This is a genomic window from Mucilaginibacter frigoritolerans, from assembly GCF_007830615.1.
GTDB classification, from domain to species: domain Bacteria; phylum Bacteroidota; class Bacteroidia; order Sphingobacteriales; family Sphingobacteriaceae; genus Mucilaginibacter; species Mucilaginibacter frigoritolerans.
In genome coordinates this window covers 173,881-187,669 of the sequence record NZ_VLLI01000004.1, presented here as the reverse complement: position 1 = coordinate 187,669, position 13,789 = coordinate 173,881, and the positions used below count along the sequence as shown (strand labels likewise).

The 13,789-nt window shown below is 38.9% G+C and carries 11 protein-coding genes and 1 pseudogene; 4 read left to right on the top strand and 8 right to left on the bottom strand.

The window, feature by feature from the left end; all coding sequences use genetic code 11:
- Positions 1 to 70: 70 nt before the first annotated feature.
- The 3 genes and pseudogenes from JN11_RS08455 to JN11_RS08445 form a co-directional block, all read right to left on the bottom strand.
- Positions 71 to 514, bottom strand: a complete 444-nt coding sequence (locus tag JN11_RS08455; protein ID WP_144911614.1) for a DUF1572 family protein — start codon at positions 512 to 514, stop codon at positions 71 to 73.
- Positions 515 to 583: 69 nt separating this feature from the next.
- Positions 584 to 1,827, bottom strand: a pseudogene (locus JN11_RS08450) (serpin family protein).
- A gap of 85 nt (positions 1,828 to 1,912) precedes the next feature.
- Positions 1,913 to 3,580, bottom strand: a complete 1,668-nt coding sequence (locus JN11_RS08445; protein WP_144911612.1) for an ArnT family glycosyltransferase — start codon at positions 3,578 to 3,580, stop codon at positions 1,913 to 1,915.
- A gap of 229 nt (positions 3,581 to 3,809) precedes the next feature.
- Between JN11_RS08445 and JN11_RS08440 the strand changes: the two genes are divergently transcribed.
- Positions 3,810 to 4,706: an MBL fold metallo-hydrolase gene (locus JN11_RS08440; RefSeq protein ID WP_144911610.1), complete on the top strand. Its 897-nt coding sequence runs from the start codon at positions 3,810 to 3,812 to the stop codon at positions 4,704 to 4,706.
- 77 nt (positions 4,707 to 4,783) lie between these two features.
- Here the strand turns inward: JN11_RS08440 and JN11_RS08435 are convergent, their stop codons facing one another.
- Positions 4,784 to 5,344, bottom strand: a complete 561-nt coding sequence (locus tag JN11_RS08435; protein WP_144911608.1) for an isochorismatase family protein — start codon at positions 5,342 to 5,344, stop codon at positions 4,784 to 4,786.
- A gap of 356 nt (positions 5,345 to 5,700) precedes the next feature.
- Between JN11_RS08435 and JN11_RS08430 the strand changes: the two genes are divergently transcribed.
- The gene (locus JN11_RS08430; RefSeq protein ID WP_246138967.1) at positions 5,701 to 6,387 is read left to right on the top strand and encodes an alpha/beta hydrolase; all 687 of its coding nucleotides are present in this window, start codon (positions 5,701 to 5,703) and stop codon (positions 6,385 to 6,387) included.
- A gap of 56 nt (positions 6,388 to 6,443) precedes the next feature.
- On the opposite strand, the gene JN11_RS08425 is transcribed toward JN11_RS08430, so the two are convergent.
- Positions 6,444 to 7,640, bottom strand: coding sequence for a DUF1624 domain-containing protein (locus JN11_RS08425; protein WP_144911603.1), 1,197 nt, complete (start codon positions 7,638 to 7,640; stop codon positions 6,444 to 6,446).
- Between the two features lie 250 nt (positions 7,641 to 7,890).
- On the opposite strand from JN11_RS08425, the gene trxA reads away from it, so the two are divergent.
- Both trxA and JN11_RS08415 read left to right on the top strand, forming a co-directional pair.
- Positions 7,891 to 8,187, top strand: coding sequence for a thioredoxin (gene trxA / locus JN11_RS08420; protein ID WP_144911601.1), 297 nt, complete (start codon positions 7,891 to 7,893; stop codon positions 8,185 to 8,187).
- A 297-nt stretch (positions 8,188 to 8,484) separates the two neighbouring features.
- Entirely contained in the window at positions 8,485 to 10,707 is a 2,223-nt protein-coding gene (locus tag JN11_RS08415; RefSeq protein WP_144911599.1) for a putative Ig domain-containing protein, read from the top strand.
- 9 nt (positions 10,708 to 10,716) lie between these two features.
- Here the strand turns inward: JN11_RS08415 and JN11_RS08410 are convergent, their stop codons facing one another.
- The 3 genes from JN11_RS08410 to JN11_RS08400 form a co-directional block, all read right to left on the bottom strand.
- A complete protein-coding gene (locus JN11_RS08410) occupies positions 10,717 to 11,625 on the bottom strand; it encodes a hypothetical protein (RefSeq protein ID WP_144911597.1) in 909 nt (302 codons plus the stop codon).
- A gap of 170 nt (positions 11,626 to 11,795) precedes the next feature.
- The gene (locus tag JN11_RS08405) at positions 11,796 to 12,629 is read right to left on the bottom strand and encodes a sterol desaturase family protein (RefSeq protein WP_144911595.1); all 834 of its coding nucleotides are present in this window, start codon (positions 12,627 to 12,629) and stop codon (positions 11,796 to 11,798) included.
- A gap of 45 nt (positions 12,630 to 12,674) precedes the next feature.
- On the bottom strand, positions 12,675 to 13,676 hold the full coding sequence (locus JN11_RS08400; protein WP_144911593.1) for a fatty acid desaturase: 1,002 nt from the start codon (positions 13,674 to 13,676) through the stop codon (positions 12,675 to 12,677).
- Positions 13,677 to 13,789: the final 113 nt, after the last annotated feature.

The following is a 13,789-nucleotide window of genomic DNA, read 5'->3' as shown; positions in this document are numbered from 1 at the left end:
ATATCAAAAGGGGCTGTTTTCAAATTGAAAACAGCCCCTTTTTCTTTGTTTTATATAGATATCATCTGCTTTAAGCTTCCAGTATCCTTCTCAAATAATTGATTTGGCCCAGGTGATAATTTAAATGGCCAAAAAAATAGGTAAGGTAAAATCTGGTAGTATTAGGGCCTTGTATTTTTTCTATAGGGTATTTCTCTTCCAGCTTTTCTTCGCTTATGTTTCCCAGGGTACTTTTAATTACTACGATCAAACTATCTATCCCGGCTACTAATTTTTCGCGGGGTATATCTGTTTCAGAAAACTCAGCTTCCCGATTTCTGACATATCCATTATTGGCTATTGTTGTGCCGACGCTAAAATTAAGACTCCCTATCAGGTGACTCGTCAGGATACCGGCAGTGTTGGTTATGCCATCAACTTTTTTCCAAAGATTGGCCTCGTCTTTAAAGCTGGTTATTTCTTCCTTTAATTTTTTAAGCTGAAGCTCAAACAGTGTAGCTAAAATATTGTCCATAATACTTAGGATTTTTAATTAATGGTGCAATATAGTAAGCCCTAAGTTACTAAAATGTAACATTTGTAATCAGTCTGTTTGCAAAGGATTATTCATTACCCCGGCAAAAAGGATCAACCCGGTATTCACCTGTCTTATTACAAATATAAAAGGATGATCAATTACAGTTGGCGGTGGGATTGGGGCTGCCGCTGTTCCTACCACTACTACCGTTGCTGCAGCAGCTGTTGTACCACTTTCATCAACATCAATATAGGCTTTATGATCTACACGGCTTATTTGCAGCGGAAGCGTAGCATTAATCCCACTAAAATCAGCAGCATTAGAAAAAGCAATACCCATTCCTAATTCTGCTAATGGGCCATTGAGACTAGCGCTATAGCTAAATTTAAACTTAGGCAACTTTAATTCGCTGTTGATTGGGTTGAGGCTATTTATCCACAAATTCCATTTGGCAGAATCAAGCCCGGCGGCTAATTGGGTTACACTTGTACCTGTTTCGGGCATTGCTATAACCATACTGTACCTGTTGTTTGAGTAAGGCAATTCAAAAACATGAACTTCGCTGTTATCATATCTTTTAAAATCAATTTTACCATCCATAAAACTGGTTTGCACCTGGCTGTTATCTGCAAGGGTAAAGGGCAGAGGAATTGTTTTTGCTGGATCAAATTTTTCGTTCCAGATGCTTTTAAAATAGATGGCGTTAACCAGGTACATTTCATCACCTGCTTGTATCTGATTAACGATTGATGGAATTGCACCGTTAGTTTGTGTATTTACCCAACTGTTAATTGTATTTACGGATGACGAATTGCTAAAATCAAGCGACTGCACCTTGGCATTAAAATAGGTATTGTTGGTTTGTAAAAATTGCGGCAACACGCTCAAATTTTGGTTATACCAAATTGAATTGGCAATTTTAACTGTAGTATTGGGATCTAGCTCAGGTAAATTATTTAATAAAGTTTGATAATAGGTATTAACCTGATCTTGCGTTAAATTATTAAAATTAAGCACTTTTTTAAATGCATCAAGGTGGTACCGTTAGCTCCGTTACTGGTCATACCCAATGCAAAGCTTACACTCAAGGGCGATACAAAAAGATTGTAATTAGTAGTATTGGCGCTATCCAGGTTTTTAAACAGCTTCAGGGTAAATGCATTGTCATAGGTAACTTTTTGCTGCTCAATAGCAGAAAGCACCAGGTCTTTCCCCGGGCCCGAATGAGGATTTACATTTGACTTTTTGCAGGAAGCAAAGCCAATTAAAAACGAACATAATATTAACAGCGGAGTTTTGTGTTGTACCATAAAGCTTAGATTTAACAATTTAGTTCACCTGGTTATTAATCCATTACGCAACAGATTGCGTAATGATACAATCAAACTAAAAAAATCAATTCACTAAAGCTACTTCCGTTGTTGTTAACTCTTTTACGCGGGTATATTTATTTAAAAACGCAGGTTTAAGGCGGCTTACCCAATAACGTTCATAGGTACTTAATGGTTTTGTTTGCCAGCCTTTTGAATTTAAACTGCTAATAACATCGGCTGGAGCATAAAGCATAAATGGTTTAGCAGGTAATTGCCCTTTTCCGGCAGCATCTATTTTAGTAATGGGTTTGTTTATATAAAATTCAAATGCCGTTACATAATCATCACCCAAAACCACTACCGGGATATTTTGCTTATTATTTTGGTTAATAAACATAGCCGCTTCACTTGCCGCCTGATACTTCATTAATGAAGGATAAAACGACAGATTAAGATATAAGTTAATAATAAATGATGCTAAAACCGACCGGTATATAATTTTATGATTAATGGAATGCCCCATCTCATCAGGAAAAATAACCATCATTAAAAACAGTACAGCCAGCGTGAGTGCAGTGTACAAACTAAAAACGGCGGGCCTGAAAAAATACTGCAACACGCAAACCAGCAGCAGCAATAAAATAATTACAATGGTTTGCGTAGTATTAACTGCACGAATAGTTTTATGCAGTTTAATATAATAAACGTACTGTGCAGTTATTATGGCAAAAAACGGAAATACGATATTTAAATAATGTGGCAGTTGGAATTTAGAGGCCGAAAACAACAAAAAAGTAAGTAAAGCTCCGCTGATACAAAACCACTCGTGCGCTTTTACATTTTTACTGCTTGCTTTAATATATTGAAAAACGGCTGCAAATAACAGTAGCGACCATGGCAAAAAGGCCCATAAAACAGTATGAACAAAAAAGAACGGATCGCCGCTGCCTTTAATGGGCCCGGTATTAAAAAAACGGCCAAACTGACTGTCCCAAAAGAAAAAACGAATACCAGATACTCCTTTTTGGCCAAAAATCACTTTCTCCGGATGGAGATCAAACTGCTTATTAAGGCACCATAGCTCGGGCAAAATAAATATCATCACTAAAATAATTCCCAGCAATGATCTGAAACTGAACAGCGCTTTCCACTGTTTTGTAATTATAAAGTGTCCGGCAATAGCTCCGCCAATAGGTACAATTGCAAACATGCCTTTGGTCATAATGGCACAAGCTGTAAAAATGCATCCGGCAAGCAGTTGCCAAAAACTGTTGTTTTGATACGCACAATACAAATGGTAAACAGCCGCTATAATTAACCCTGTTAAATAAGGTTCGGCACGTACATCATTATCTGATAATACAATATGTTCGGCAGTGAGCAATATCAGCACACTCCAAAGGGCTATTTCCTTATTGTAAACTGCTTTGGCAAACTTATAAGTATAGCCGGCCCCCATCAATATAAAAAGTATACCTGGCAGCTTATAGGCCCAGGTAGTAAACCCAAACAGGTTAAAAGAAATAGCAGTTATCCAAAATGGAAAGTGCGGTTTGTCCAACCAGTCGGCGCCGTGATAATAAAGATTAATGTAATCATGCCTTATTACCATGGTTTTAGCAAGTAGGGCATACAAAGCACCATCAGGACCCATGATAGGGATAAATAACCCACTAAAGTTCACCAGCGCTGCTAAACCAATAAAAAGATAAAGCCATTTATACTGGGCTGTTATTTGTGCTTGAGGCATAATTTATGGGGGTAAAGGTAAACAGATTTTAATGAACGTTCTATCAACATTTTTACACTAATTTTATACTTTTATTTGGCTTATATCTGTTAAATTAAGTGCGAATCAATTGGTATTTATGCCGTAGAACTAAAAAGCTTTTTACAGTACATTAAAAGGTATTAGCAAAGCAACCCAAAGTATAAAATCACCGTCATAAACTATAAATAATTTCAACCCTTAATTACCGATGGAAAGAAGAAATTTCTTAAGAAACACTGCTATAACAGCCGCTTCATTAGCACTATTAAATAAAAGAAGCTTTGCCGCTACATTTGCTGATCCAAACTATCAGTTTAAAGCATTGCGTAATAATGTAGGCATATTTTCAGAACAAGGCGGCACCATTGCCTGGATGATAAACAAAGAGGGCATTGTAGTGGTTGATGCTGAATTTCCGGAGCAGGCTACACACCTGATAGGCCTTTTAAAAAAACAATCAGACCTGCCTTTTGAGTGGTTAATTAATACCCACCACCACGGCGACCATACCAGTGGAAACATTTCATTTAAAGGCATCGTAAGCAAAGTAGCGGCACATGAGAATTCATTGATCAATCAAACTTCCGTTGCGGTAAAACAAAAAACAGAGGATAAACAGCTTTATCCCAACAATACCTTTAAAGATACCTGGAAAACAAAAGTAGGGGATGAAACCATTAAGGCTTACTACTTTGGCACAGGGCATACCAATGGCGATGCCATGATTCATTTTGAAAATGCCAACATTGTTCATACCGGCGATTTGGTATTTAACCGTCGTTATCCTTTTGTTGACAACAGCGCAGGTGCATCCGTAAAACATTGGCCTGTTGCGCTTGAACATGCCCGTAAGCAATTTGACAAGAATACCCTTTTTGTATTTGGCCATGCTTATGACCCGCTAAAAGTAACCGGCACCATGGATGATGTAATAGCCATGCAAAACTTTATGGAAAAACTGGAAGACTATGTAGTAACCGGCATTAATGCAGGTAAAAGCAAGGAAGACTTGCTAAAAGCTACCTCAATTCCCGGCATAACCGACTGGCAGGGCGATGGCATTCAGCGCGGCATTACCGCTGCTTATGAAGAGCTGAAAGGCTAAATTAAAATACAGAAGGATTATAAGATTAAGAAGTTATCCTTTTAATCTTATAATCCTTCAATTCATAAATAACGTTATTATAGTTTACCTATAATATCTTCTGTAACACCGGTCTCCCCCATTCTTGGGAATATCGTTTTTACACTATTTTCGTGTGCAGTTGCAACCATATCAGTCATGGCATCCAAAGCAAAGGTAACGTTATAACCTCTTTCGCTTGCCTGGCGGGCGGTACCTTCAACACCAATACTGGTTGATATACCTCCAATTACTATTCCGGTAACTCCTCTTTTTTTCAGTTCATCTTCTAATGCGGTTTCAAAAAAAGCACCCCAGGTATGTTTGGTGATGTAAATATCTTCAGGCTGTGCGTTTATTTCAGGGACTATTTCTGTCCAGTCTTCTTTAAATGCAAAGTTTGATGCCGGTGCAGGATCTTTGCGGGAGGTTGTCCATTTAGCGCCAGAAGGGTTTACATTTACCAGTACTATTGGCTGTCCGGCTTTGCGAAAAGCCTCAACCAATTTTGCTGCATTAGCCAGTACATCTTCAACCGGGTGAACCAATGGAAACCCAACAATGCCTTTTTGCAGGTCAATTAAAATCAACGCGGTTTTTTTATCTAATTCAGTAATCATAGCTTTTTGATGTTTAATGCAGCAAAATTAATAGTTTGATATCAAACTATTAATTATTTCATAAAAAGCTATTATATTTTTACATAGATATACCGCTTTAGTTGGTAAATTGCTTTGTAAACTTAATACCCAAGCTCTTAATCAATTTAATAAACCGTAATTAACATGCTCAAATACTTAAAAGTTCTTGTCTGTATTTTACTATTGCCTGCTGTGCATTATGGGCACAAACAGAACAAACTGTTATTCCGCTGTGGCCAAAAGGTGCTCCCGGTTTTGAAAGCCGCCGTAATGAACCTGAACAAGCTAAAGATTACTGGGTAAAAAACATCCATAACCCATCGCTTACAGTATTTTTGCCACCAAAAGATAAGGCAAACGGCGCCGCAGTAGTAATTTGCCCCGGTGGTGGCCACAGGTTATTAGTTTGGACAGCAGAGGGGATTGATCCGGCAAAGTATTTGAATAGCCTGGGAGTAACCGTGTTTGTATTAAAATACCGCTTGGGCCGTGATACCCTATCGCCTTATAAAATAGAAGTACATGCCCGCGAAGATGGCTTGCGTGCTATGCGATTAGTTAGAAGCAAGGCTGCTGAATATAGTTTAGACACTACCCGCATAGGCATGATGGGATTTTCGGCCGGTGGCGAAGTGGTTGATATGGTAGCCTTCGGGCCAAATCAGCCCGATCCAAATGCAGCAGACCCTATTGACCGCTTAAGCGCAATGCCTAAGTTTTTAATACAGATATATCCTGGCCCGCTTTTTATACCCGATGCCGTTACTAAGAATGCTCCTACGCTTTTCCTGCTGGCAGCTAACGATGACCCTTGCTGCTCAATTTCATTAATGCAATTGCTTGAAAGATACCGGGCAGCTAAAGCACCTGTTGAAGCGCATTTGTACACACAGGGACAGCATGGATTTAATATGGGTTACCGCTCAAAATTAAAATCAATTAGCAGCTGGCCGCAAAGAATGGCCGACTGGCTATCAGATAACAATATTTTACAACCAGAAAAACCTAAAATAATGCATTAAAAAAATTAAGGCCCCGTCAATGACGGGGCCTTAATTTTTCCAGAAAATTTCGAATCTTACAGATAACTTAACCACCACTGATGATGTGTTTTTTTGTATTTGCTGAACCATCGGCACGGGAAATACAATATCACTATTACCAGCAGCCAAACCAGGTAAACACCACCTAAATTAAAACCCATATCTGCCGGTTTGAAAAGGAATGGCGAGTCTTTAGAGAGAATCTGGTCAGTATGATATCCCGAAGCAAAAAACAGGATAACATCCAGTGATCTGATGAGGTAAAAATGCAGCACGTAGTAAAAGAATGGTACATTACCGTAGATGATCAATATATTGGTGAACTTGTTCTGAACGTTTTCAATCAACGACAGGATAACCAGCGAAGTTCCAATAGTCATAAAGGAATACAATAATGATGGCGGGTATTTACTCACATTAAAAAACGAAAGAACGGTATAAACACCATCGCGCTGTATTGCCCATGGGTTCGGGTCGCCATATTTATTAATAATCCTCAAAACTAAAAACAGGGCCAGCGCGCCAATACCGGTATAGAGCAATATCTTCTTTCTTTTTTGCTGCGTAAAAGCAGGCGTATAGAGCTTGCCAAAAACATAACCTAAAAACATTACTCCTGTCCAAGGAATAATGGCATATAAGTCAAATGCAAAACGGTTACCTCCCAACGGAATTACCGAACCCCTTGCTACCAAAAACAAGTTATCTAAATTTGCTGCTACGCCGCTTTTCGGAAAAGTAACGTAATCCAGAATATCATGACAGAAAAATATCAATCCTCCTAAAACAGCTATTACGGTTAATGGTGCCCTCACCACCAGCCCCAGCAAAATCATACTGAGGCCTATTGCCCAAAGTACCTGTAAAATAAAAACGTTGTAAAACGGATTCAGTGAAAAAGCAAACGTTAGTATAACCACCTCAACAAAAACAAGCCATAAGCCCCTTTTTATCAAAAAGGCACTGAGTTCACTTTTGGTACGTTTAATACCCGCTAAATGAGCCGATACACCACTCAAAAAAACAAAAGTTGGCGCGCAAAAATGGGTTATCCACCGGGTAAAGAATAGTATCGGGGTTGTGGTAGCCATATCTGTGGGGTCACTGTTAGGGCCAACGTGATGAAAGAAATCCCGCACGTGATCCAATGCCATTATCAGCATAATAGCACCGCGCAAAATATCAATTGAACTAATCCGTTTTTTTACTAAAAGTTGGGCATCAGTTGCCATTTGTGAAAGCTTTTTAGGGTTAGTAGAACAATGTTCAAGATATAAATATTTTTCAAAACAGCCCCCTCTAAATCTCCCCCGGTTGGGGAGACTCTAACTTCGCCAGCGTTTATTTTTTAAGTCCTCCCTACCGGGGAGGATTTAGGTGGGGCAAACATGGCACTCATATCGATCTCACGTTATTGTAATAAATGCCAAAAGTTAAACCGTTAGCCCTATAAAAGTGTTAACTTTAATAAAACCCAATTTTATGGCAAATTTCCAGGAAATAATAGCGTCTGAAAAACCCGTTTTGGTTGATTTTTCAGCAGAGTGGTGTGGCCCTTGTAAAATGATGCCGCCAATACTAAAACAAGTAAAAGATGCCTTAGGCGATAAGGTGACCATTATAAAAATTGATGTCGATAAAAACCCTACTGCTGCCAGCGCATATAAAGTACAAAGCGTACCTACTTTAATGATATTTCAAAACAGTCAAACCAAGTGGCGCCAAAGTGGTGTAGTACAGGCTAATCAATTACAGCAGGTAATACAGCAGTTTGTATAAATATTGTTATAAACGCAGCTCAAATTTGCTCATATGGCTCTTTGTGCTATCTTTATAAGCGCGACATTTACTGCCGAATGGGATAATTTACAGGAGAGAAAAAGGTAAAATCACACATAGTAACTTTTATAGCAGGTGTGCTCGTAATAAGGTAATAGCTTATTGGTAAGCATACAGCTAAATAAAAAACAAATTAGCTTTTACTCCTGGCGATCAGGGTGTGGGTGATATTAGTGTTTGGGATCTGTGCACAAGTAAAGGATATAAAATTGCTTGCCTAACAGAACTAAACACCTAATGAAAAAACTTTTTATACTGACCTCACTGGCTGCGGTCTTTTTTTTAAAAGCCGCAGCGCAGGGAATTTCTATCAACGAGGGATGGAAATTTAAAACAGGCGATTCAACACAGTGGGCCACGCCAAATTACAACGACCAACACTGGAAATCAATTGATGTAACGCACAACTGGGAAATACAAGGTTATCCTGATTACGATGGTTTCGGCTGGTACCGGCTGCACGTGGTTATCCCATCAACCTTAAAAGAAAAATCATACCTGAAAGATAGTATCCGTATTAACCTGGGTGTGGTTGATGATAACGACGAGGTTTACCTAAATGGCAAATTGATTGCCAAATATGGTGGCAAGCGTGGCCCTATCACAATTTCAAATTATGGCCCGCGCAACTATACTATCGCCGCAAATAACCCTGCAATTTTGTGGGATAAAGAAAATATTTTAGCTGTACGCATTTTTGATACTGGTGGCGATGGCGGTTTATATGGCATTCAGCACCAAATAACCATGGCCGGTGTGATGGATAATGCAGCCATTAATACCGATGCCGATTACATTTATGATGATGAAAAAATAGGATTAAGCAAATCTATTAAGCTGATTACTACCGGCAGCTATCAGTTTAAAGGCAGCCTGCATTTTACTGTTACAGACCCCGAGAACAATAAAATAATATACGAAACCACTAACGAGGCTAATTTTGCCACTGGTAAGCCATTCAAATACACCTTTAGTATTGAAAAGCTGCGTAAAAAATCATACTTATTAAGCTATACATTTACAGATACACAATCAGGCGCTGTTATAACCAAAACTGAAAATACTCCGTACCTGCTTACCCCATATGCAAGTTCAAAACCCCAAATAAATGGTGCAGACGTTTATGGAGCAAGGGCCGGAAACCCATTTTTATACCTGATACCGGCTACCGGGAAAAGACCCCTAATTTTTGAAGCCACAGGTTTGCCCGATGGTTTAAAGCTTGATCATTCAACCGGCATTATTTCGGGTGTGGTTAATCAGAAAGGCACTTACCCGGCAATACTTACCGTACACAATAACAAAAGCAGCAAAAGCAAAAAGTTCAGCATCATTATTGGCGATAATATTGGTTTAACGCCCGCGCTGGGATGGAACAGTTGGAATGCATTCGGCCTTAGTGTTAATGATGCTAAAGTGCGTACAGCGGCAAAAACAATGGCCGGCAAGTTGAGCCAGCATGGATGGAGCTATATTAATATTGATGATGGCTGGGAAGCACCGCAACGCCTGGTAAACGGAGAGATTACTCCTAATGAAAAATTTCCGGATATGCGGGCATTAACAGCCTATGTGCATAGCTTGGGTTTAAAAATGGGCATTTATTCGTCGCCTGGCCCGCTTACCTGCGGTGGGTACCTAGGGAGCTGGCAGCACGAAGATCAGGATGCTCAAACCTATAGTGACTGGGGTATTGATTACCTTAAATACGATTGGTGCTCTTACTCAACTGTTACAGCCAAAAATCCAAATTTAGATGATATGAAAAAGCCTTACCAGGTAATGCGTGCATCGTTGGATAAAGTACCGAGGGATATCATGTTCAGCTTTTGCCAATATGGAATGGGCGATGTTTGGAAATGGGGTGCAGAAGTGGGCGGCAACAGCTGGCGCACTACAGGAGATATTAATGATAGCTGGGACAGTATGTCATCTATTGGTTTTAACCAAACGGCCGATGGCCCTTACGCTCAGCCAGGCCATTTTAATGATCCGGATATGCTGGTAGTAGGCGAAGTGGGTTGGGGAAGCAATCAGCACAAAAGTCAGTTAACACCGGATGAACAATATACCCACATCAGTTTATGGAGTTTACTATCGGCTCCGCTGCTGATTGGTTGTGATATGGGCCGGCTCGATTGGTTTACTTTTGGCTTATTGGCAAACGATGAAGTATTGGCTATTGACCAGGATGCACTCGCAAAACAAGCCTATCAGGCCATTAAAACTGATAATTATCAAATCTGGATAAAAGACCTTGCCGATGGCAGCAAAGCAGTGGGCATATTTAACACATCAGATAAATACCAAACTATCACCCTAAACCGTAAAGAAAATAACTTGACTGCTTATACCCGGATAAGAGATGTATGGCAGCAAAAATATGTGGTAGGCATATGGCCCAATTTTAATGCTAAAGTAGCGCCGCACGGAGTGGTTTTGTTGAAGCTGAGTAAATGATAACCTAATTTATTTTTGCGGAATAGGATAGTAATAGATTGGTGTATAAACACCCTCGCTGCAGGTATAATAACCTTTTCCATCAGGTGTAAAGCCTATGGCTTCGCCTTGTTTTTCCTGGGTATAGGGCAATTGTTGCGGCGTTCTTTGTACAGTTTGCCAAATGGGTTCGTTACCTATGCGTTGCCAATAATAAACCTTGGTATAGCTTTTTATTAAAACCTGCCGCCCGTCTTTTGAAATATCACCGGCTGTTATCCACTTAAATAACTTTAACCCTTTAAAAAACAGTTTACAACGTTTGGTCATCACAACCGTATCATTAACCTTATAGTTTAATGGCGATGTATAAACCGTAACAGAGTCCTGCCGTTTTGATACAATGTACATCAGTTTTTCAATAGGATCTATCATTAATGTCTCGGCATCTTTTGGACCATCCGGATATTTTAAATGGATAGGATCGGCACTGGCATTAAGCTTTTGGGTGGTGGCCCATTCTTTTTTTTCTTCCATCCGGTAAACCGTAAGATACGGGCGGGTTGCACCATTGTCGCCAATATCGCCCAGGTAAACGTAACTTTTACCTGTTACCGGGCCAGGCCCCACAGCAATATCCTCACAATCAAATACACCATATCCAGACCGGTTATCTCCCTTAAAATAAATGGTTGATTTAAGCTCGCCGGTTGGAAGTATGGCAAAAAACCTGCTGGTATCGCCACTGTCATTATGAATGTAGTACAATCCCTTGGTTATACCAGATGCCGCTATACCAGAAATCTCATTCATGTCCTTTTCCTGCAGCCTGCCAACTATATTACTTTCCTGGTCTAACTGACGATGCCGACCATAAGCACCTAAAAATAAGATGACTACTATAGGTACTATTATTCGTATTTTTTTGGTGCGGCTCATTCCTCTTTTATGTTGCAAAAATAGTAATGTTAATAACGCAGATATACGTTTTTAATGTGAAGATAATGATTTTAATGCCCAAAAACCAGAGGCATATCATTTGAAGGGGAGAAATGAAACTAATATAAGCTCAAACAATTTAAGTTAAATTGTTTGAGCTTCAGGTATATTTAAACTTTAAAATGATCTTTCTTTCTTTCCAATTTCTGAAAAGGGACTTTTATTACATTCAGGAATTTACCGTTAATATTTTCGTCCATATGCGTATCAATGCCGAAAACAGTTTGGTCTCGATCCAGCTCGGTATAAGTACCAAAAATTCTGTCCCAGATGCTCAATACATCACCATAATTGCAATCGGTGTAAGGTAATTCATGGTGATGGTGCACATGGTGCAAGTTTGGTGTAATAAAAAGAAAACCGATGATTTTGTTGGCCCTTGGAGACAAACGAAACTCTGTATGTGCCGAAACGTTAGATATGGATTGAAAGGTTTGTCTCAAAATTAAAACACCTATAGCTGGGCCCAATAAAAACGTCCATAACATTAAGCAACAGGTACGCACACAAGTTTCACCGGGATGCTCACGTACAGTTGTTGAAACGTCAACATGCAGATCGCTATGATGTACCAGGTGAAATTTCCACAGGGTATCAATTTTATGCATCACTACATGATACACGTACTCACAAAAATCTAGCAACACAAACAAGCTGATGTAATAAACCCATACATTTTTATGATAAGGAATAAAATTGATTAGTCCCCAATGATGGGCATTTGCCCATACAGAAATATATACAATAAAACTTGTTAAAAAAAGCTGTATAGGTAAAGCTGTAAAGATAAATAACGAATTTACCTTAGTATGTTTCCATTTATTTTTGATACCATAAGCAGAAACCAAAGTTTCTGAAAACCATAAAGTGGTAATAACAGCAGCATATAAAATAAGCTGTGTTACATCTTCATGGTTAGAAAAAAAAGCACGTAGTTCGTCCATTTGGGGTATTTAAATTAATGAGGTCACGTAAAAGTAATAATAAATTTACAATTTCATTAACTCCAAATCAGGTTTTGAAGTGTCTGTAATAGCAACTTTACCTCTTTCCTTGCGCAAAATCCTGTTAAACAGGGATATTTCACGATCAAATAAAAATCGGAAAAATAATTTTGTCCAGGAAGTATGATAGTATAAGGTGTCGTAATATTCAGGAGCTGTTTTCCTTATCTCCGGAAGCTTGTTCCATGGAATTGAAGGAAAATCATGATGCTCGTTATGGAAACCCACGTTAAAAGCTACATTGTTTAAAATTCCATAATAGCTATATGTTTCCTGCTCAACGCTGTGGGTTAAATAATGCTCTTGTACCCAGCGTGCGCCCAGCGGATGTAAACCAACTGAAAATGAAAAACTTAGCAATAAAAACGCAATAGCATGCCAGCCCATAAAATACCATATTGCGGTAGTGAACAATACCTGTAAAACAAAATTGGTCACTATCCATCCATCAATAGGGTGAATTTCTTTTAAGCGTGATAAACGGAAAATCTGAAAAATTGGGAAAAACAATAACCATAATGCTTTTCCTAAAAAAGAATTACTGATCAGTTTTGCTTCCCATCTATTTGGTAAATCAGCATCCAGTTCATGAACACCCTGAAAAGAATGGTGTTTGATATGATATTTTTCAAAAGAAATAGCACTTGGCAATATCTGCGGCAAATTTGAAAACATAGATGCCCACCTGTTGGCGTTACGATTCTTAAACAACAACTGGTGTGTACACTCATGTATCATAACAAATAATGCATGATCGGCAAATGCACCCAAAAAATACGCTGCACCCAAAACAAGCCACCACGATTGGTCACGAAGTAGCCATGCCATTACTACCTGGAATGATACCAGACCAATAATTGCAAAAATGGTGTAAGGATTTTTTCCGATCAAATTCCTTAAATGCGGAAACTGTTTTAAAATTTTCTTCGTCCGGATGCGGTGTGGTTCTGACTCTTGCGAGTAAACAAAATCGGCTCTTTTAATCATGTTTTTTTTAAGGGGCAACTGGGGCTAAATATAGCGATATGAATGTAAATTATAATTTAATTGCGAATATTTAGTTTTGTGCCTTATTACTATTGGAATTAAACACTTAAACT

What these genes read in the sequence shown, in the direction of transcription:
- JN11_RS08455 (WP_144911614.1), bottom strand. Translation starts at nt 514, where the DNA reads ATGGACAATATTTTAGCTACACTGTTTGAGCTTCAGCTTAAAAAATTA.
- JN11_RS08445 (WP_144911612.1), bottom strand. Translation starts at nt 3,580, where the DNA reads ATGCCTCAAGCACAAATAACAGCCCAGTATAAATGGCTTTATCTTTTT.
- JN11_RS08440 (WP_144911610.1), top strand. Translation starts at nt 3,810, where the DNA reads ATGGAAAGAAGAAATTTCTTAAGAAACACTGCTATAACAGCCGCTTCA.
- JN11_RS08435 (WP_144911608.1), bottom strand. Translation starts at nt 5,344, where the DNA reads ATGATTACTGAATTAGATAAAAAAACCGCGTTGATTTTAATTGACCTG.
- JN11_RS08425 (WP_144911603.1), bottom strand. Translation starts at nt 7,640, where the DNA reads ATGGCAACTGATGCCCAACTTTTAGTAAAAAAACGGATTAGTTCAATT.
- trxA (WP_144911601.1), top strand. Translation starts at nt 7,891, where the DNA reads ATGGCAAATTTCCAGGAAATAATAGCGTCTGAAAAACCCGTTTTGGTT.
- JN11_RS08415 (WP_144911599.1), top strand. Translation starts at nt 8,485, where the DNA reads ATGAAAAAACTTTTTATACTGACCTCACTGGCTGCGGTCTTTTTTTTA.
- JN11_RS08410 (WP_144911597.1), bottom strand. Translation starts at nt 11,625, where the DNA reads ATGAGCCGCACCAAAAAAATACGAATAATAGTACCTATAGTAGTCATC.
- JN11_RS08405 (WP_144911595.1), bottom strand. Translation starts at nt 12,629, where the DNA reads ATGGACGAACTACGTGCTTTTTTTTCTAACCATGAAGATGTAACACAG.
- JN11_RS08400 (WP_144911593.1), bottom strand. Translation starts at nt 13,676, where the DNA reads ATGATTAAAAGAGCCGATTTTGTTTACTCGCAAGAGTCAGAACCACAC.